Below are 19,399 nucleotides of genomic sequence, written 5' to 3' on the forward strand. Positions count from 1 at the left end.
ACGCCTTTATGGAGAGAGACCATGATGAACTTCCTCAAGACCTTCCGCCGCGACGAAGATGGTGCCGTGACCGTTGACTGGGTCGTCCTGACCGCTGCTGTCGTCGGCCTGGCCATCGCCGCCTACTCCACGATTGAAACCAACGCCAACGGCCTGATCACCGCAGCAGGCGGCGCCGTGGCAGCGGAAAACGACTTCGGCGCGGCAGGCGGCGGCGAATAAGCCTCCTCCCCCGATATCCTGACGTCCGGCGCGTCTTTGCGGCGCTCCGGACAGCCCCCTACCCAAGTTAGTTAGAAAGCCTGAATCATGATGAACTTCCTCAAGACCTTCCGCCGCGACGAAGATGGTGCCGTGACCGTTGACTGGGTCGTCCTGACCGCTGCTGTCGTTGGCCTGGCCATCGCCGCCTACTCCACGATCGAAACCAACGCCAACGGCCTGATCACCGCAGCAGGCGGCGCCGTGGCAGCGGAAAACGACTTCGGCGCGGCAGGCGGCGGCGAATAAGCCTCCCTCTTTCCTAGCCTGAAGACCGTTGGTGCGCGGGGCCCCAATCCCCGCGCATCAACATAGAAAGACCCACCCAAGCCCCCCTACCCTTAATGAAAGACAATACAATGATGAACTTCCTCAAGACTTTCCGCCGTGACGAAGATGGTGCCGTGACTGTTGACTGGGTTGTGCTGACCGCAGCCGTCGTCGGCCTCGCAATTGCCTCCTACACCGCGATCGAAACCAACGCCAACGGCCTGATCACCGCAGCAGGCGGCGCCGTGGCAGCAGAGAACGACTTCGGCGCAGCAGGCGGCGGCGAATAAGCCTCGCGTCTACGCATAAAATCGGGACGGTGCGCCATTTGCGCGCCGTCCCCCCTCGAAAACCAACGCCTGACAGACGGACCTTTTGCCATGATGGACTTTATCAAGACATTTCGTGACGACGACTCCGGCGCCGTTACTGTGGACTGGGTGGTCATCACCGCCGCCGTCGTGGGTATGTCCGCGATCTCCTTCTTCGTGATCGAAGACAACGCTTTCGCCTTGATGGACGCCGCTGGCGGCGCCGTCGCAGCCGAGAACGATTTCGGAGCCGCTGGCGGAGGTGAATAAGCCCGCAGCCCGGACCGACACACACCCCTCCTATGCAAAGGCTCGCGCCAGAATGGCCGCGGGCCTTCCCGCGCGTGACGCGCGCACCGCCGCAAACCGCCAGGAGAACCGGCCTGCCCGCTCCGATCTGGGCGGCGCACCGCGCCGCGCGTCGCCGCAACAAACCCCCTCCCGCCCGACGCCTGCGGCGCACACGCCATGCGGTGCACCCTACCCCGTGAAAATGCAAACCCGGTAGCAGCACGCCACAGCGCCTGCGCCTGTTTTCTGCATAACCTGTGTATGAACGGTGCATTCCGTTTTCCGCTCCGGGCCCGCCCAGACAGCCACATGGGCGCCCACAGGAACCGCGCATTTTCCGCGCATATGACGGGCATTGTTTCGAAAAACCGCCCCCGTCGTTGAAGCACCGCGAATCTGGCCCGTTTTGGCCACATTCCACGGATAGCCAATAGGCCAGACCGCGTCCCAACCGTCGAGATCGGCGGGCGGCGCATGGACCCCGGTTTCAGGAGGTGACACATGAGACTATTGTTTGGATTGGTGCTGGTTGCAGGGCTCGGCCTCGCCGGTTTCGCCGTCTATATGGCCAAGAACTATATCGGCGCCTACGAAAACGCCCTCGCAGAAGAGCGCCAGCGCGTGGTGGAACAGATCAAGACGCAGGATATCTACGTCACCACACGCGCGATTGCCTTCGGCGAGCCGATCCTGCCCGAAGACGTGATGCTGGCGCCCTGGGCCGCATCCATCCTGCCGGACGAATACTTCGACGAGTCCACCCCGCTGATCGTGGACGGGGAAGAGCCGCGTCTCGCGCTGCGCCCGATCGAGAAGCACGAAGCGGTCATGCCGCTCAAGGTGTCCGAGCCTGGCGGTGATGCGGGCCTGACCTCCCGCCTCAGCCGTGGCGAACGCGCCTTCGCGATCAAGGTTGACGTGGCCACCGGCGTGTCGGGCTTCCTGCGCCCGGGCGACCGCGTCGATATCTACTGGACCGGACGGATCCAGAGCCGTGACCCCGACATGATGAACGGCGACGTCACCAAGCTGATCCAGACCGGCGTGCGTCTTGTTGCCATCGACCAGAGCGCCGTGACCGAAGGCCCCGAAGCCGCCATCGCCCGCACCGTGACCGTGGCCGCCACGCCGCAGCAGGTTGCAGCGCTCGCCCAGGCCCAGTCCACCGGCCGCCTGTCGCTCTCGCTGATCGCCAACAAGGACGACAGCGTGGCCGAAGTGATCGAGGTGGATCAGCGTTCCCTGCTCGGGATCGAGCGTCGCCAGCAAAAGGTCGAGAGCGTGGCGCAGGTGTGCACCATCCGCACCAATCGTGGCGGCGAGCGGATCGAAGTGCCGATTCCCTGTAGCTAAGCCTCTGCACACAAAGAGTTTCATGTCACCGGGGCGCCAGATCTGGCGCCCCGTTTCGCATGGTCTCCGCAAGACGATACCGTCGCAAAAATGCCGGTCTGTTGCGGGTTATCCACATAAACAGCAAAGCCGAACCCATTGATTCTTGCAAAAAAAGCGAAACTAACGCAGGGTTGGGTCTAATCGCAGGCACCAAGACCTGCATCCGAGGCGTGATCGAAAGGCAGGTCACATGAAAATCGACAAGTTTCTCAAGGCAGCCCTCCTGGGGCTGACCATGGCTGCGAGCCCAATCGCAATGACTGCGCAGGCCGAAAGCCTGCGTGTCGTGCGCACGGGAACGGAATCAGTGCTCAACGTGCCGATGAACCGCGCCGTTGTGGTGGAAAGCGTGCAGCCCTTCGCGGAGCTCAGCATCGCCAACCCCGCCATCGCGGATATTTCCTCGCTGTCGGATCGCACGATCTATGTGTTGGGCAAGGCGCCCGGCACCACGACCCTGACCATCCTCGACGCCGCTGGCCGGCTGATCACCAACGTGGATGTGCGGGTCGCGGCGGATGTGACCGAGTTCAAGGAGCGTCTTCGCCAGATCCTTCCCGACGAACGGATCGAAGTGCGCACCGCCAATGACGGCATCGTGCTCTCCGGCACCGTCTCTTCGGGCCAGCGTCTGCAGCGCGCGCTCGATCTGGCGCAACGCTACGCGCCGGACCGGGTGTCCAACCTGATGACCGTCGGCGGCATTCAGCAGGTCATGCTCAAGGTGCGCTTCGCAGAAATGTCGCGCTCCGTGGCCAAGACCCTGCGCGCCTCGCTCGCCACCGGTGGATCGGTGCTTGGCGGCGATCTCGGCCTTGAAATCGGCACCGGCAACTCGGCCTCCGCGGCAAATGTCGACGCCGTGCGTGACAAGCTTCTGCCCGGCGCGGGCGGGACCGCCGAGGGCGCGGCCCTTCTCGGTTTCAACGCCGGCGGGCTGGAAATCGGCATTCTGCTCGAAGCGCTGGAAAGCAAGGGTGTGGTGCGCACGCTCGCCGAACCGAACCTGACCGCGCTGTCAGGACAGGAGGCGACCTTCCTCGCAGGCGGTGAATTCCCCATTCCCGTCGCTCAGGACGAAGGCACGATCTCCATCGAATTCAAGCCGTTCGGTGTCGAGCTCAACTTCATCCCGCGGGTTGTGGACGGTGAGTTGATCAATCTCGAGCTCGCGACCGCCGTGTCGTCGCTCGATTTCACCCAAACCTTCCAGTTCGAGTCGATCTCGGTGCCGGCCTTCTCCAAGCGCGAGGCCAAGACCACGGTCGAGCTGCGCGACGGCGAGAGCTTTGCCATCGCCGGTTTGCTTCAGGACGATTTCCGCGATCTGAACGGTCAGGTGCCGTGGCTTGGCGACGTGCCGGTCCTCGGGGCATTGTTCCGATCCGCAGAATACGAACGCTCGCAATCCGAGCTTGTGATCATCATCACGCCGCATCTTGTGACGCCGACCCGTGGCGAGGCCCTCGCGCTTCCCACCGACCGGGTCCGCCCGCCCACCGAAAAGGAGCTTTTCCTCTACGGCCGGGTGTCGGGTGACACGCAGCGCCCCGTCAAGGGAGCGGCCGGCGAAGTGGCCAAACAGGATTTCCAGGGCTCCTACGGCTACGTGATGGACTAAGGGGCACGTGCGCCGCGGGACAGCGGCGCGCCGATGAAAGGACGAGAGGGCAGAACATGATCCGGGCAATCCTCACAGGCGCAAGCCTGACGGCCCTTCTGGCGGGGTGCAGTTACAGCAACAAAGACCCCGTATACACGGCCTTCCATCGCGAAGCGGGCGCTTTGGCCGATACCGGCCATTTTGGCAACGCGACGATGAACAACCACGTGGCGATGACCTCGACGGCGCACCACACCTACAACCTGGCGCAGCGCTTCGCCTCGGAGGTGATGACCACGGTCAACTTTGCCTTCAACTCGGCACAGCTCGACGCCGGCGCACAGGATACGCTGCGCGAACAGGCCCATTTCATCAAGCAATTCCCCGAAGTGCGCTTCAAGGTCTATGGCCACGCCGACAAGGTGGGGTCCGAGGCCTATAACAAGCGTCTGGGCATGGCGCGGGCGCGCGCGGTTGTCGATTTCCTCGTCGGACAGGGCATTTCCCGTTCGCGTCTCGAAGCGGTGGTCTCTTTTGGCGAAACGCAGCCGATCATCGTGACCGAGGGCCGCGAGCGCCGCAACCGGCGCACGGTCACGGAAGTGTCGGGCTTCGTAGAGGATCACCCCATGGTGCTCGACGGAAAATATGCGCAGGTGGTCTATCGCGAATACGTGCGCTCGGCCACGGCGCGCACGACGCTGAGCGGTCTGACCGGCGCCTTTGGCGCTGGCGGCGGCGGCGGCGACGAATAACCAGCACGCGAAGCCGGGGCGCAAACATGGCCCCCGACCAAGATCAAAAGCGCCCCACGGGGCGCTTTTTTTGCGGTTCCGGCCCCATATTCCGGACGGCACCGAGCAGCGCCCCCAGCCGGCGGGCTCAATTGCCCCGGCGCCAGCCGCCATCAAAACCGAATTGCCGCGCGGCGACCTCTTCGAACGCGGGATTGCTCCGCACAAGCTCTGCGACCGATCGGGTGATACTGCGGCGCACCGCGCCCGGCCCGCTCTTGTATTGCAGCGCAAGCGCCTCGAACAACCGCTCTGTCACCACGCTGTCCGACTGCGCGTTTCGGGTGATCCGTCCGATCACATGGGCCACCCCCGCCCGGCCCTCAAGCTCGATCAAGGCGGTGGCATAGGCGCCGAGATAGGGTGTTTCCCGCGCGATGGCCAAATCAAGCGCGCCCGCCAGGTATGGCGTATACCCCCGGTCGCCCGACAGGCCCGCCAGCAAGACCCGGATCGGGCGAAGCTCCGGGTCACCGGTCTGCACATCCTGCTGCAATCCCACGATCCGAGGCAGGCGCAGGGCACGCAGATCCGCATAAGGCATCCGGTCCATCTCCTGCAGCGCCAAGTGCCGCAGGGCCGGGTTGGGATCGTTGAGCCGTTTGGCAAAGATCCGCGAGCGATCGCGGTCGCGCCCGAGTTGCCACGCGGATTGCCGCGCGACCACCTGCTCTACGACTGCGCGATAGCCGGGATCGAGCACCGCGACGGGCATCCATGGGCCATAGGAGCCATCCCGCGCCAAAAGAACCGTCCCCGCCGGGTTCTGGGCCACCCGCGCCCGCGTCCGGGCATCGACCGCAATGGGGATCTCTGCCACGGGTGGGCCGAGCAGCGTCTCGACCGGAACGTAGCGCTGCCCGTCCGGACCGGAAAGCCGCGCAATCACCACCTGTTCCGTCGCCAGCAACCGATCCACAAGCGTTGGATCCGGCGTGTAGCCATGGAACGCACAGGCCGCCCCGCGGTCCGGTGCGGCGAGCGCCAGCATCGCTGCCAGCACGCAACCCAGCGTTCCCTTCGTCTTGCCCATGCCACTCCCCTTTGCATCGGGCCGGGGACCTGCCCGGCCATGTCCTCGCGGTGTTCTGCGACCCGACCGGCGCCGCGCCCTGACCGACATCGGCTCTTGATCACAGACTAGGCGCCGGGCCGATCCGATGTAAGCCCCGACCGCGCCGCATCCCGCCCGCCGGGCGATCCGACCCGCTTTTGTCCCGCGCTTTTTGCTGCCGCCAAACCACCCTGCATCATCGTTTTGGCCATTGATGCCCCACGGCGCAACAATCCGCGGGGCCCGCGCCGCATTTGCGCCACAATCCGACCCGCCCTGCAAAAAGTCGTCCCCTGCGCGAGGGAGAATCTCCCGAAAACTTTGGGAAAACATCGCTGTTCCGCCCTCCGCCCCCAACGGCGGACCATCGGCCGTCGCGGCGGTCGAACGTCCCATATCACCCAACAATTGAGGGAATTCGGCCCAAGTGTTGCCGCCTTTGCCTCCTAGCTTCGATCTCGAAGGACCAAAGCGTTCCGGGTTTTCCGGGGCGCACCGGCGCCGGATCATGGTGGGCATCGTACAACTCTTTTGCCCCGTGACCCGAGCCGCGCCAGTCAGTGCAAGGAACGGTAACCATGACGACACCCATCGCAGCCGAAGCAGAGGCGGCCCCGATTCAGGCCTGCACCATCAGCCGCGACGTGCAGGAATTCGATCTCCTTATTGAAGACATGGAAGCGATTCTCGGCGAGAAATGGGGCGATCTCGGATTTGACGAGGCCCTGCCCTTTCTCGCACAACCCGAAGCCGCCGATCTCGAATTTGTGGCCATGGCTATCGACGCCCAGGACGAAGAAGAGGTCGGGCGGCTCGGGGTCATCATCGCCGGCGCCAAGGAGCGCGGCGTCAAGGTCATCCTGATCGCCGAGGATGTGACACCGGCCTCGCTGCATCAGCTCTTGCGGCAAGGCGCCGACGAGTTTGTGCCCTACCCGCTGCCCGAAGGCGAGCTTCAGGCCGCCATCGACCGGCTGCGCCGGTCCGCCGTGGCCGCGCCCGCCGCCGTCAGTCAATCCGAAGCGGTGGCGCTTCAGGGGGATGGCGACGGCGTGCTCATCGCGCTGCAAGGGATCGCCGGTGGCGCCGGCGCCACCACCATGGCCGTCAACCTGGCCTATGAGCTGGCCCAGCCGGTTTCCAAGAATGCCAAGCCGCCGCGTGTGTGCCTGATGGATTTCGGGCTGCAATTCGGATCGGTCGCCACCTATCTCGACCTGCCCCGGCGCGAGTCGGTGCTTGAACTGCTCTCTGATATCGACGCCATGGACGGTGAAAGCTTCGCTCAGGCGCTCGTGAGCTTCGAGGACAAGATGCAGGTGCTGACCTCGCCCGCCGACATCCTACCGCTCGACATGGTCGGGCCCGTCGAGGTGCAAAAGCTGCTCGACGTGGCGCGCGAACACTTCGACTTCGTCGTGGTCGACATGCCCTCGACCATCGTGCAATGGACCGAGACGGTGCTGAACGAGGCACAGCTCTATTTCGCCGTGGTCGAGATGGACATGCGCTCCGCCCAGAACGTCCAGCGCCTCAAGCGCGCGCTGCTCGGCGAAGACCTGCCCTTCGACAAGCTGCGCTTCATGCTCAACCGCGCGCCGAAATTCACCGATCTGCAAGGCAAGAGCCGCGTGAAGCGTATGGCCGAGGGCCTCGGCATCGCGCTCGATCTGCAATTGCCTGACGGTGGCAAGGTTGTGCTGCAGGCCTGTGACCACGGGCTGCCGCTGGCCAGCCACGCGCCCAAGAACCCGCTCCGCAAAGAACTCACCAAACTGGCCGCCTCGCTGCACGCGATTGGCGCGTCCGACGCCGAAGCCGCCTGAAGGATCGTCCGCCATGTTCTCCCGATACAAGAAATCGCAGGTCGACAAGGCCATTCCGGCCGAGGCCGCAACCAATGCCACGGCCGCGGCCACCGCCGCCGCGCCCAAGGCCGAACGCGCCGCGCTCGCAGCCACCCCTGCCGCGCCAGAGAAACCGGCCTCGATGCGCAAGCCGAGCCCGAAGGCCCCGGCGCAGACCGCGCCGATGGACAAGGAAAAGAAACGCAAGGAGCGGCTTGGCGAGATCAAGCTCGAACTGCACCGCGCGCTGCTGGAAAACCTCAACCTCGCCGCCCTCGATCAGGCCTCCGAACGCGAGCTGCGCGAGGAAATCAACGAGATCGCAACCGAGGCCATGTCCGAAAAGGGCATCGTGCTCAATCGCGAGGAGCGCCGCGCGCTCAACAACGACCTCTATGACGAGGTCAAGGGGCTCGGCCCGCTCGAAACCCTGCTCAAGGACGAGACGGTCTCGGATATCCTGGTCAATGGCCCCCACCAGGTCTTTGTCGAACGCGAAGGCAAGCTCACGCTGTCCGACATCACGTTCAAGGACGAAAAGCACCTGATGCGGATCATCGACAAGATCGTCTCCGCAGTGGGACGCCGGGTCGATGAAAGCAATCCATATGTCGACGCCCGTCTTCAGGACGGCTCGCGCTTCAACGCGATGGTCCCGCCGATCGCCATCGACGGCAGCCTGGTCTCGATCCGGAAATTCAAGAAGGACAAGCTGGGGATCGACGATCTCGTGCGCTTTGGCGCCTTCACCGAAGAGATGGCCGTCTACCTTCAGGCCGCCGTGGCCACCCGCCTCAACATCATCGTCTCGGGCGGGACAGGCTCGGGCAAGACCACAACGCTCAACGCGCTGTCATCCTTCATCGACGATGCCGAGCGGATCCTCACCATCGAGGACACCGCCGAACTCCAGCTGCAGCAGACCCATGTGGGCCGGATGGAAAGCCGCCCGCCCAATGTCGAGGGCAAGGGCGCGGTCACCCCGCGCGACTGTCTCAAGAACGCGCTGCGGATGCGCCCGGACCGCATCATCGTCGGCGAGACGCGTGGCGAGGAAGTCATCGACATGCTGCAGGCCATGAACACCGGCCATGACGGCTCGATGACCACGATCCACGCCAACTCCGCCCGCGACGGCGTCGCACGTCTGGAAAACATGATCGCCATGGCCGGGATCGAAATGCCGCTCAAGGCGATGCGCTCGCAGATCTCCTCGGCCGTGAACCTCATCGTTCAGGCCAGCCGCCTGCAGGACGGCTCGCGCCGCATGACCTCGATCACCGAGATCACCGGCATGGAAGGCGAGGTCATCTCGATGCAGGAACTCTTCCGCTTCCAGCGCGTCGGCCTCACACCCGACAACAAGATCCTCGGCCATTTCACCGCAACCGGTGTGCGATCCGCCTTCTCGGAGCGCTTCCGCATGTGGGGCTACGACCTGCCACCATCCATCTATGAACCGTTCCGGGGGGACTGAGCCATGAGCGCAGAACCAATTGTCTACGCCTTGATCTTCTTGGGCGTCTTCGTGCTGGTGCAAGGCGTCTATCTCGTCGCCTTCGGCAAATCCATCAGCTTCAACTCAAAGGTCAACCGGCGGCTGGAGATGCTCGACAAGGGCACCCACCGCGAAGAAGTGCTCGCCAAGCTCCGCAAGGAGATGGACCAGCACATGAATTCGCGGTCCTTCCCGCTGTATTCAATCCTTGCCGACAAGGCGCAGAAAGCCGCCATCGCCTTCTCGCCGCAACAGCTCATCATGATGATGGGCCTCACAACCGCCTTTTCCTTCGTCGGGCTCAGCATCGGCACCGAAGCCAGCATGGCGGTCAAAGCGGTGATGGCCGTGGGCATGGGCGTCGGCGGCGTGTATATGTGGGTCAACCACAAGGCCAAGAAACGCCTCTCCATGATCGAGGAACAGCTCCCCGACGCGGTGGAGCTGATGGTCCGCAGCCTGCGCGTCGGCCACCCGTTCAGCTCGGCGATCTCGATTGTCTCCAAGGAAATCAAGGACCCGCTGGCCACGGAATTCGGCGTCATCGCGGATGAAAGCACCTATGGGCGCGACATCGGCGAAGCGCTCAAGCACATGGCCGAACGGCTCGACATGCAGGACATGCGCTTTCTCGCGGTCGCCGTCGCCATCCAGCAGCAGGCCGGCGGCAACCTTGCCGAAATCCTCGACGGTCTGGCCAAGGTGATCCGCGCCCGCTTCCGCCTGTTCCGACGCGTCAAGGCCATCACCGCCGAGGCACAATGGTCAGGCAAATTCCTCTCGGGCTTCCCGGTCGCCGCGCTGATCTTCATCCAGGTCGCCAAGCCGGACTATTACGACGAAGTGCTCGACCATCCGTGGTTCATCCCCGCCTGCTTTGTCGTCGCCATCATGCTGACGCTCAACATCTTCGTCATGCGCGCGCTGGTGAACATCAAGGTCTGACCGTCCGGCCTGCGCCGCGCCTGGCATCTTCTGTCCCGAAATACTCGGGGAGTTTGAGGGGCAACGCCCCTCATACCGGAACACTCAGCCGCGCCCCCACCGGGGCGCGCCCGCCCCGCACCGCCACAGTCCGCTCATCTGCGCCCCACCCAAGGAAACGCTGCCATGGAAGCCCTCAACACGATGCTCACCGACACGCTCGGCCCGGCCGGTCCGCTGATCGCCGTCGCAGGCCTTGCCGTGCTGCTGATCCTCGCCACCATCCCGATGATGATGGCGCAAAAACCCGACCCGATGGACAAGCTCAAGAAGTCCGGGCAGCAGCGCATGGATGCGGAAACCCGCGCCGTGCTGCGCGACAAGAAGCGCAACGAGAAGCTGAACAAATATGCCCAGTTCCTCGAACCGCAGGATGAAAAAGAGCTCTCCGACATCAAGATGAAGCTCTTGCAGGCGGGCTACCGTGGCAAGGACGCGGTGCAGCTCTACTACTTCGCGCAGTTTGCGCTCGCGCTGGGCCTGCTCGCCGCCGGCGTGACCTATTTCTTCCTGTTCGTCGATCAGGAAACCGCCACGATGAATTCCAAGCTGATGTATATCCTCGGCCCCGGCGTCGTCGGCTACATGTTCCCGAAATACTGGATCAACAAGCGGGTCGAGACCCGAAAGGAAGAGATCCAGTCCGGCTTTCCCGACGCGCTCGACATGATGCTGGTCTGCGTCGAGGCCGGCCAATCGATGGACCAGTCCATCGTCCGCGTCTCCAAGGAGCTGCGCGCCTCCTACCCCTCGCTCGCTGATGAGTTCGAGATCATCGCCCACGAGATGAAGGCCGGCAAGGACAAGACCCAGGTGCTCGGCGACATGTCCGAGCGCTGCGGCGTGCAGGACGTGTCGAGCTTCGTGACCGTGCTCAACCAGGCCCAGACCTTCGGCACGTCGATCTCCGACGCGCTGCGGGTCTACGCCTCCGAAATGCGTGACAAAAGGGTCATGCGCGCCGAAGAAAAAGCCAACCAGCTGCCGACAAAGATGACGCTGACGACTATGATGCTCACGGTGCCGCCGCTCCTCATCATCCTCGTGGGGCCTTCCGCGGTCGGCATCAGCGAGATGGGCAATATCGGAAAGTAATCCATGGCTTCACGCGCATGGCCCCTCCCCGGGGTGATCGCCGCCATAAGCATCGCCGCATTGGCCGCCTGTTCTCAGGGCGGCCTTTCGCGTGACGACGGCTCGCCTTTTGCGCCGGGCGTGGACCCGTCCGGCGACGCTGTGTCCGGGGTCGAGGTCGGCCACCGCCTGATGCAGTCGGGCCAGCATGAACTGGCACTCGAAGCCTTCTCCCGCGCGGCCTATGACGAAGGGCTCACCGCAGAGATCCTGGTCGGGCTGGGGTCGGCCAATCTTGGCCTCGGGCGGCTCGGCCAATCCGAGCGCCTGCTGCGCCGCGCGACCGAATTGCAGCCTGACTGGCCGGGCGCATGGAACAATCTCGGCGTGGTGGTCATGGAGCGCGGCCGCATCGAGGACGCCATCGCCATCTTTCGCCGCGCCTTTTCCATGCCCGGCGGGCAATCGGATGCGATCCGGGACAATCTGCGTCTCGCGCTCTCCAAGCGCGATGCGCGCGCCGGCGCTGCCGACGCGCAGGCGCAATACCGTCTCGTCCGGGAAGGCCGTGGCATCTACACGATCCGCCCCAACGACGGCTGACCGGCCGCTCCCGGATCCTCACCGGCCCATGGCGTACACCCACACCTCCGCGTCGGGCTCATGCGGAGGCCGCGTTCCATCCCGCACCGCGCCAAGCCGCTCGGCCACAGCTTGCGACCGGATGTTGGCGCCATCAATATAGCTGTGCAGCCGGTCCAGACCCAGATCCGTCTGCGCCCAGCGCTTGACCGCTATCCCCGCCTCGGTGGCAAAACCCCGACCTTCCGCCCCCTCGAAAAGATGCCAGGCCAGCTCGATATCCGGCCAATCGGAATGCCGGATCAGCCCGACCCGCCCCAAGGGCGCGCGGGACCGGGCACAAACCACCGTGAAAAAGCCAAAGCCGTGCCAGTGCCAATGGCCGATCCCGATCATGAACCCGAACCACGCCTGCTCCACCGTCACCGTCTCGCCCTGCGCCGCAAGCGATGGTGCGCTGGTCATGAACCGGGTGAACGCGGTCAAATCCTCCCGCTCCGGTCCGCGCAGGATCAACCGGTCGGTGGCAAGCCTCGGGGCCGCCGTCAAATCTGTCATCCGCCATCTCCGTGATCCGTCGGGCCGCAACCGCGCACCCCGCGCCGCGCGCACCATAGCCAACCGGCCTCCGCAACGAAACGCCACCCTTCGCGCGGACCAAACCCGGCGCGCCGCACCCGCCGCCGCAACGCGAACAACGCGGCTCTCGCAGCAGTCCTCTCCCGGCGCGCCGCCCCGCCGCGACGCACCAGACCAATCCCCTATCCCGCCAGCGTCAGCCCGGCCCAGCGCGCCCCGCGCAGGCCCACGCCCTCCCGTTCCCTAGATGCCCATTCGCAACACACCACAAGATCTGCCAAAATTCCGCGCCAGCGATGCCGCAAAACAACAGCGCCGCGCAACAATCGTCCGATCAGCCACCTTCACCCCCCGGAGGCCGGGAAACGGTGTAGTCTGTGAAACAAGCCCCGCCAAAAGGGGCAGGAACGCGCCACGGGATCAACCCGCGGCAAGAGGCAGAGCAGCAGAAGGACGCAGGCAAACCATGCGCCATTTCAAGACGTTTGCGCTTTGCGTGGCAGGGTTCGCCGCGCTTTCGGCATGTGAGAAAACAATCGACAAGGAAGCCGTCGACCGCGCCATGACCGGCGTCAACGCCATCGACGGTGCGGGGCTCAACGACGTCATGCTCAAGGCGGGCGACCCGAACGAGGCGGTGAGCTATTTCCAGCGCTCCGCGACCGCCGAGCCCGACAGGATCGACCTGCAACGCGGTCTTGCGCTCTCGCTGACCCGCGCCAAGCGCACCACCGAGGCCCGCTCCGCATGGGCGCGGGTGGTCGATCATCCCGACAGCACCAATGACGACCGCGTGCAACTCGCCGATGCGCTGATCCGCGCCGGCGACTGGGACCAGGCAGAGGTTGTGCTCAACGCCATCCCGCCCACATTTGAAACCTACAAGCGCTACCGCCTCGAAGCGATGATCGCCGATGGCAACAAGGAATGGGACAAGGCAGACAGCTTCTACGAGGTGGCGCTGGGGCTGACCACCGAACCGGCGTCAGTGATGAACAACTGGGGCTATTCCAAGCTGACCCGTGGCGACCACAAGGAAGCCGAGCGCCTTTTCGGCGAAGCGATCCAGCGTGACCCCTCGATGTTCACCGCCAAGAACAACCTCGTGCTCGCCCGCGGCAGCCAGGGCAACTACACCATTCCCGTCATCCCGATGACGCAAGTGGAGCGCGCGGAGCTGTTGCACACCATGGGCCTCACCGCGATCAAGCGCGGCGACGTTCAGATCGGCCAGGGCCTTCTGCGTGAAGCCATCGAAACCCACCCGCAGCATTTCGAGGCCGCCGCCCGGTCGCTGGACGCGCTCGAACAGGGCGACACATCCGCGGTCAACTGATCCCGTGCGCCGCCCCTGCCCCCTTCGCACCCGGCCAGCCCACCATGGTGGTCATGGCCTCTGGGCTCCGCGCGCCTTGCGCGTGCGGGCGCACCTGCCAACGGAGCGCGCCCCATGCTGATTTCCGCCAGCGCCGCCCTGTGGTTCCTGCCTTTCGTGTTGCCGATCTGTTTCTACATCTGCTTCACCGACATGCGCGGCATGAAAATCCCCAACCATGCGGTGGTCGCCCTGTTCTGCGTCTTTGTGCTTGTCGGACTGATCGCCTTGCCCTTCGACACCTATCTCTGGCGCTACCTGCATCTCGTCGTGGTTCTGGTCGCGGGGATCGCGCTGAACGCCGGTGGCGCCATGGGCGCGGGCGATGCCAAGTTCGCCGCCGCCGCGGCGCCCTTCATCGCCGTGGGCGACCTGCGGTTCCTCATGGCGCTCTTTGCCGCCAACCTGCTGGCCGCCTTTGTCTCGCACCGCGCCGTGCGGGCGACGAGACTGCGCAACCTCGCGCCGTCCTGGGTGAGCTGGACCGCCGGCAGCCGCTTCCCCATGGGGCTCGCCCTGGGTGGAACGCTCGGCATCTACCTGACACTCGGCGCGCTCTACGGTCGCTGACCCGGTCTGATCCGGGCGCGCGGATTGCGTTTTGGCGCGCGCCCGTTTCTTCTGTCCGAAAATACTCAAAAAAACCGCCCCTTGCCCCGCGCGCGCCAATGGCCAGCGGCGACCGCCCCGCAGCCAAAGGGCGCCCGTCGCGGCGCGCCTGTCCCGGACAGGCCGCATTCCTTCCCCCCGCCTTCCCCATTGCAACCACATTCCCCTGTCATGACTTCGGACAAACCGGCACCCTTCGAAAGGACCGAAGACCATGAACATGCAAACCGGCGCCGTTCTGGCACCACCGCCGCCCCGTCGCTTGTCGGAAGTCGGCCTGCCCGAAGTCATGATGCGCGATATCGTGCTCAAGACGATGTTCCGCAAGAACGCGAACCGCATCACCGAAATCGCCCATTCGGTGAGCCTGCCGGTGCCCATAACCCAGGAAATCATCGACCTGGCCCGCGGCCAGAACCTGATCGAGGCCATGGGCACGCTCGGCGCCGCCGGCGAGGTCAGCTCGGAAATGCCCTATCAGCTCACGGATGCCGGCAAGGCCCGCGCGCTCGACGCCCTCGCCCAGTCGGAATATTTCGGCCCGATGCCGGTGCCGCTCGATATCTACCGCGAGCAGGTCGAGCGCCAGTCGATCCGCAACATCCAGATCACCCGCGATCAGCTGACCGGCGCCATGGGGCATCTCGTTCTGCCCGACAGCCTGATCGGCGATCTCGGCCCGGCGGTAAGCGCAGGCCGGTCGATCCTGATGTATGGCCCGCCGGGCAATGGCAAAAGCTCCATTTCCAATGGCATCCGCGATGCCATGGGCGACAAGATCTATGTCCCGCGCGCCATCGAGTATTCCGGACAGGTCATCACCGTCTATGATCCCATCGTCCACTCTGCCGCCGAGGACGAACAGGACAACCCGAACCAGCTGCGCCGCAAGGCACGCTTCGACAGCCGCTACGTGCTCTGCCAGCGCCCCACCGTGATCACGGGCGGCGAACTCAGCCTCGACATGCTCGATCTGGTCTACAACCCCACGGCGCGCACCTATCAGGCTCCACTGCAGCTCAAGTCGACCGGCGGCATCTTCATCGTGGACGACCTTGGCCGCCAGGCAGAGCCGCCACAGAAGCTGGTGAACCGCTGGATCGTGCCGCTGGAGGAAAGCAAGGACATCCTCGCGCTGCAATCGGGCGAAAAGTTCGAAGTCCCCTTCGACACGTTGGTGATCTTCTCCACCAACTTCCACCCCAACGAGATCTTCGACCAGGCCGCGTTGCGGCGGATCTTCTTCAAGATCAAGATCGACGGCCCGAACCAGAAGGATTTCCTCAAGATCTTTGCCATGGTGGCCCGCAAGAAGAAGATGGAGCTTGACGAAGCCGCGCTCGTCCATCTGCTCAAGACCAAATATCCCACGATCAAGAACATCTATGCGAATTATCAGCCGGTTTTCCTGATCGACCAGATGATCGCCGTGTGTGATTTCGAAGGCATCCCCTACAAGATGACCCCCGAGCTTGTGGACCGGGCCTGGTCCAACATGTTCGTCAAGGACGAGATCATCGTCAAGTAACCGCCCCCAGTGCGCAGGGGCCGCCGCCTTGCCCGGGCGGCGGCGCCTCCGCGCGCGCGCACCACACGCACCTTACCCGAATGCAAAGTCGATGGAGGCCGCCAGCGCCGCAGCCTCGCTTTCATCAACCCCCAGCAAGGTCAGTGACGACGCTCCCCCTCCGAACACGGCATTGCCATCGGTGAAACTCACCAGCCCCACCAGATCCTCGGCGGTCTCCACACCCGCAAATTGGGCGCGCAGCAGGACAAGCGTATCGACCCCCGGCTCGAAGTCGACAATCACATCGTGGCCATCATCGATCCAGTTGAACACATCCGCGCCCGCGCCGCCCGTGGCGGTGGCATTGCCCTGACCGTCCACACCGAGGCTGATCGTGTCGGCCCCGTCGCCGCCATCAAACAGCGCATTGCCGCCCTCACCCGTCACGCCGGACGCAGAAAGCACGTCATTGCCCGCGCCGCCGATGATGGTGTCGGACCCCAGCCCGCCATGCAGCGTGTCATTGCCCAGACCGCCATCAAGGTAATCGTCGCCCGCACCGGACGGGTCATCGCCCTCAAGACTGTCGTTGCCCGCATTGCCGAACAGCCGGTCGTCACCCTCCCCGCCACGGATCAGGTCCCCGCCATTGCCGCCCGACACCACGTCATCGCCCGCGCCCGTCTCGATGGTATCGGCACCCAGACCGCCATTCGCCGTGTCATCCCCCGCCCCCGCATCGAGACTGTCATTGCCGAAATTGCCGTTCAGCAGGTCGTCTCCATCGCCACCAACCAGCGTGTCAAAACCGTTATTGCCATCCAGCGTATCGCTGTCGCCGCCCCCGTCGAGCCGGTCGAACCCGTTGCCGCCCGCAAGCAGGTCGCGCCCTTCACCACCGCTGAGACTGTCATTGCCCGCGTTGCCACTGAGCGTATCGCGGCCCGCACCGCCATCGAGGCTGTCGAACCCGTCGAGACCGCGCATATCGTCATCCCCGGCACCGCCCTCGGCGCTGTCAGCGCCCAAGCCCCCGTTGATCAGATCGTCGCCCGCACCGCCATTGAGACTGTCATTGCCGTTATTGCCAAAGATCTCGTCGGCGCCCGCACCACCTTCCAGCGTGTCGAACCCGTTCAGGCCAAGCAGCGTATCCGCGCCGGGCCCGCCGGTCAGAAGGTCAAACCCCTGATCCCCGCGCATGGTGTCGGCACCGGGCCCGCCATCCAGCGTGTCATTGCCAAACCGCCCGCTCAGAAGGTCATCGCCAAGCCCTCCGGTGAGGCTGTCATCGGTGGGCGAGCCGTCATCCGCCACCCCCGGCAGCAGATCGGAAAGCGCAAAGACACCGTCGCTGAACACCAGCGTCTCGATCCCGGTGATCACATCGTCTTCGTCCCCGCCGGTCACGCGCACACCGGTGCCGCCATCGCTGAACATCACATCCGCGCGCGCCGTGGCAAAGACCGCTCGATCCGCCCCCGCCCCGCCATCAAGCAGGTCGTCGCCCGTCCCGCCTTCCAGCGTGTCATCGCCCGAACCGCCCTCCAGCGTGTCGTTCCCCGCCTCGCCGCTCAGCGCATCATCGCCCGCATTGCCCGCGATCTGGTCATCGCCCGCCAGACCGGCAATCGTCTCGCCACCCGCGATGCCGCTGTAGCGATCACTACTCTCGGTCAGTGCAAAATCCAGAACGCCCGGCCGCGACAGCAGCGCGCCGTAATCATTGTCGCTGTCGGCATTGTCGAGAACCAGCTGATCGGTCGTCGCCAGCACAAGCTCGGTTGCCCCCTCCGGCACAATCAAGACCTCGCCATCATCCCCGATCTCCACATCTTCAGGCACGTCTACCGGCGCTTCCCCGCGCAGCGGCACATGCATGAAGCCCTCGGCACTTGTGCCCGCCGGTGCCAGAAAGCCATCCGCATTGCGGAACACGGCAATCATCCCGGAGGTGATGTCATTCGGTCCGAAATCAAACGAGTAGTCGCCCACATACTCGATGAAAAACGCATCCCCCGCCCCAAGGCCCAGATCCTCAAGCGACAGCGCCGTGGCCGGCTCCGGCCGGTCGCTGCTGATCGGCACAGTGTACATCCCGCGCTCGTTGACCGAGAAGAACTGCGGCACCTCCGTCAGGCTCAGATCGGGCGCTTCCCGAAACGAGATCAGGGCGCCGTAATCCATGTCCACATCGCTGTTGTCGCGCACAAGCTCGTCCGGTGTGGCCAGAACAAGATGTGTGGCCCCCGCCGGAACGGTCAGAAAACTGCCATCCGGATCGAGCCGGAAATCCTCGCTGATGTCGCCCGGCGTCTGGCCGCGCAAGGTGGCATGCGAAAATTCCTCTGCCGTGCTGAAGGCGGGCGCGATGAACCCGGCATTGCCCTGAAAGACCCCCGCCAGCCCGAAGAAAAGCTCGCCATTGCCATTGTCATAATCGCCGCTCGGCTCGACAAACAATGTATCCCCCGGCGACACACCTAACTCCGAAAGCGAAAGCCGCGTGGCGGGCCCTGCCATATCTTCCGGGATCGGCGTGACATACATGCCATTGGAAGAGACCTGATAGAACTGTGGTATGGCTGTGACCGGCATCGCGCTGCGCTCCCTTTGTGAATCAATCAATCAATGTCGGAATGCTAATGCGCATCCCAAATCCCGTGCAACGCTCTTGTCACCGCGCCCGCCGGTCCCCATCGCCCACAAAGTCCGGTGCCCAAATCTTGACCCGCAGCGGGGTCATCGCCGAAACCGCCCGCTCCGCAAAACCCTACAAACCGGACCACCGCCTTCCCGTGCAACCGGCGGGCAGTCCCGGCGACCGGCGTGTTTCTTTGGGCCTGAAATATCCCGGGGGAGTCTTCGCACAGGCGAAGACGGGGGCAGCGCCCCCTATCCGGGCGTGCCGCACAATCGTATGCATGGATTGTGCATGGATTGTGCATAAGATGTGCCCCTCGAATCCGGGCCGAATTTTGCCCTTGACGCTCCCCGCCCCCTTCCTTAGATCACGCGGGCACAGAGTGGCGCGGTAGCTCAGTTGGTTAGAGCGAACGACTCATAATCGTTAGGTCGGGAGTTCGAGTCTCCCCCACGCCACCAAATTCTCCTCTTTCCCGGATCAGCCCTCTGGCCTGCCTGCGGGGTGGCAATCGCCGTCGTGAAAACCGGTGGACGTTGCGGGCGTTGCGCGAAGGCGCAGGTTGGGACGTCTCGGCCCAACCTGTGTTTTGACCTGCGAGCTATGACCTGCGTGGTTTGACTTGCGTGGTTTGACGGGCGGGGGATGCTGCGGGGGATGAGGGGCCCCGCCCGGGAGGAATCCGGACGGGGCGGTCTGTGTCCTGCATCCGCGAAGG

Annotated in this window: 18 protein-coding genes and 1 tRNA gene; 16 read left to right on the forward strand and 3 right to left on the reverse strand. The window is 64.4% G+C overall.

The window, feature by feature from the left end; translation table 11 throughout:
* Window positions 1-21 precede the first annotated feature (21 nt).
* The 7 genes from J1C49_RS06480 to J1C49_RS06510 all read left to right on the forward strand — a co-directional run bounded on the left by J1C49_RS06480 (window position 22) and on the right by J1C49_RS06510 (window position 4,886).
* The gene (locus tag J1C49_RS06480) at window positions 22-222 is read left to right on the forward strand and encodes a Flp family type IVb pilin (RefSeq protein WP_227444991.1); all 201 of its coding nucleotides are present in this window, start codon (window positions 22-24) and stop codon (window positions 220-222) included.
* Between the two features lie 87 nt (window positions 223-309).
* Entirely contained in the window at window positions 310-510 is a 201-nt protein-coding gene (locus J1C49_RS06485; RefSeq protein WP_227444991.1) for a Flp family type IVb pilin, read from the forward strand.
* 110 nt (window positions 511-620) lie between these two features.
* Window positions 621-821, forward strand: a complete 201-nt coding sequence (locus tag J1C49_RS06490) for a Flp family type IVb pilin (protein ID WP_227444992.1) — start codon at window positions 621-623, stop codon at window positions 819-821.
* Between the two features lie 90 nt (window positions 822-911).
* A complete protein-coding gene (locus J1C49_RS06495; protein ID WP_227444993.1) occupies window positions 912-1,112 on the forward strand; it encodes a hypothetical protein in 201 nt (66 codons plus the stop codon).
* 522 nt (window positions 1,113-1,634) lie between these two features.
* Window positions 1,635-2,486 carry a Flp pilus assembly protein CpaB gene (gene cpaB, locus J1C49_RS06500; protein WP_227444994.1) on the forward strand — a complete coding sequence of 284 codons (852 nt, stop codon included), beginning with the start codon at window positions 1,635-1,637 and terminating at the stop codon, window positions 2,484-2,486.
* 232 nt (window positions 2,487-2,718) lie between these two features.
* Window positions 2,719-4,149 (forward strand): type II and III secretion system protein family protein, encoded by a 1,431-nt coding sequence (locus J1C49_RS06505; protein ID WP_227444995.1) that lies wholly within the window; start codon window positions 2,719-2,721, stop codon window positions 4,147-4,149.
* 56 nt (window positions 4,150-4,205) lie between these two features.
* The gene (locus J1C49_RS06510; RefSeq protein ID WP_227444996.1) at window positions 4,206-4,886 is read left to right on the forward strand and encodes an OmpA family protein; all 681 of its coding nucleotides are present in this window, start codon (window positions 4,206-4,208) and stop codon (window positions 4,884-4,886) included.
* A 127-nt stretch (window positions 4,887-5,013) separates the two neighbouring features.
* Here the strand turns inward: J1C49_RS06510 and J1C49_RS06515 are convergent, their stop codons facing one another.
* Entirely contained in the window at window positions 5,014-5,958 is a 945-nt protein-coding gene (locus J1C49_RS06515) for a hypothetical protein (RefSeq protein WP_227444997.1), read from the reverse strand.
* Window positions 5,959-6,557: 599 nt separating this feature from the next.
* Here J1C49_RS06515 and J1C49_RS06520 point away from each other — a divergent pair.
* The 5 genes from J1C49_RS06520 (at window position 6,558) to J1C49_RS06540 (ending at window position 11,985) form a co-directional block, all read left to right on the forward strand.
* The gene (locus J1C49_RS06520; protein ID WP_227444998.1) at window positions 6,558-7,805 is read left to right on the forward strand and encodes an AAA family ATPase; all 1,248 of its coding nucleotides are present in this window, start codon (window positions 6,558-6,560) and stop codon (window positions 7,803-7,805) included.
* Window positions 7,806-7,818: 13 nt separating this feature from the next.
* Entirely contained in the window at window positions 7,819-9,303 is a 1,485-nt protein-coding gene (locus J1C49_RS06525; RefSeq protein WP_227444999.1) for a CpaF family protein, read from the forward strand.
* Window positions 9,304-9,306: 3 nt separating this feature from the next.
* Window positions 9,307-10,269, forward strand: coding sequence for a type II secretion system F family protein (locus J1C49_RS06530; RefSeq protein WP_227445000.1), 963 nt, complete (start codon window positions 9,307-9,309; stop codon window positions 10,267-10,269).
* A gap of 165 nt (window positions 10,270-10,434) precedes the next feature.
* Complete coding sequence (locus J1C49_RS06535) at window positions 10,435-11,403, forward strand: type II secretion system F family protein (RefSeq protein ID WP_227445001.1); 969 nt, start codon at window positions 10,435-10,437, stop codon at window positions 11,401-11,403.
* Window positions 11,404-11,406: 3 nt separating this feature from the next.
* Window positions 11,407-11,985 (forward strand): tetratricopeptide repeat protein, encoded by a 579-nt coding sequence (locus J1C49_RS06540; protein ID WP_227445002.1) that lies wholly within the window; start codon window positions 11,407-11,409, stop codon window positions 11,983-11,985.
* Window positions 11,986-12,003: 18 nt separating this feature from the next.
* Here J1C49_RS06540 and J1C49_RS06545 read toward each other — a convergent pair whose 3' ends face one another.
* Window positions 12,004-12,522: a GNAT family N-acetyltransferase gene (locus J1C49_RS06545; RefSeq protein WP_227445003.1), complete on the reverse strand. Its 519-nt coding sequence runs from the start codon at window positions 12,520-12,522 to the stop codon at window positions 12,004-12,006.
* Between the two features lie 487 nt (window positions 12,523-13,009).
* Between J1C49_RS06545 and J1C49_RS06550 the strand changes: the two genes are divergently transcribed.
* The 3 genes from J1C49_RS06550 (at window position 13,010) to J1C49_RS06560 (ending at window position 16,055) form a co-directional block, all read left to right on the forward strand.
* Complete coding sequence (locus J1C49_RS06550) at window positions 13,010-13,879, forward strand: lipopolysaccharide assembly protein LapB (RefSeq protein WP_227445004.1); 870 nt, start codon at window positions 13,010-13,012, stop codon at window positions 13,877-13,879.
* Between the two features lie 114 nt (window positions 13,880-13,993).
* A complete protein-coding gene (locus J1C49_RS06555; RefSeq protein ID WP_227445005.1) occupies window positions 13,994-14,488 on the forward strand; it encodes a prepilin peptidase in 495 nt (164 codons plus the stop codon).
* A 253-nt stretch (window positions 14,489-14,741) separates the two neighbouring features.
* Window positions 14,742-16,055 carry an ATPase gene (locus J1C49_RS06560; protein WP_227445006.1) on the forward strand — a complete coding sequence of 438 codons (1,314 nt, stop codon included), beginning with the start codon at window positions 14,742-14,744 and terminating at the stop codon, window positions 16,053-16,055.
* A gap of 72 nt (window positions 16,056-16,127) precedes the next feature.
* On the opposite strand, the gene J1C49_RS06565 is transcribed toward J1C49_RS06560, so the two are convergent.
* On the reverse strand, window positions 16,128-18,635 hold the full coding sequence (locus J1C49_RS06565; protein WP_227445007.1) for a calcium-binding protein: 2,508 nt from the start codon (window positions 18,633-18,635) through the stop codon (window positions 16,128-16,130).
* A 430-nt stretch (window positions 18,636-19,065) separates the two neighbouring features.
* Here J1C49_RS06565 and J1C49_RS06570 point away from each other — a divergent pair.
* Window positions 19,066-19,142: transfer RNA gene (locus J1C49_RS06570), tRNA-Met, on the forward strand.
* The last annotated feature ends 257 nt before the right edge of the window (window positions 19,143-19,399 follow it).

It is taken from the genome of Cognatishimia sp. F0-27, from assembly GCF_020667845.1.
In the GTDB taxonomy this organism is placed as follows: Bacteria; Pseudomonadota; Alphaproteobacteria; order Rhodobacterales; family Rhodobacteraceae; genus JAFMPQ01.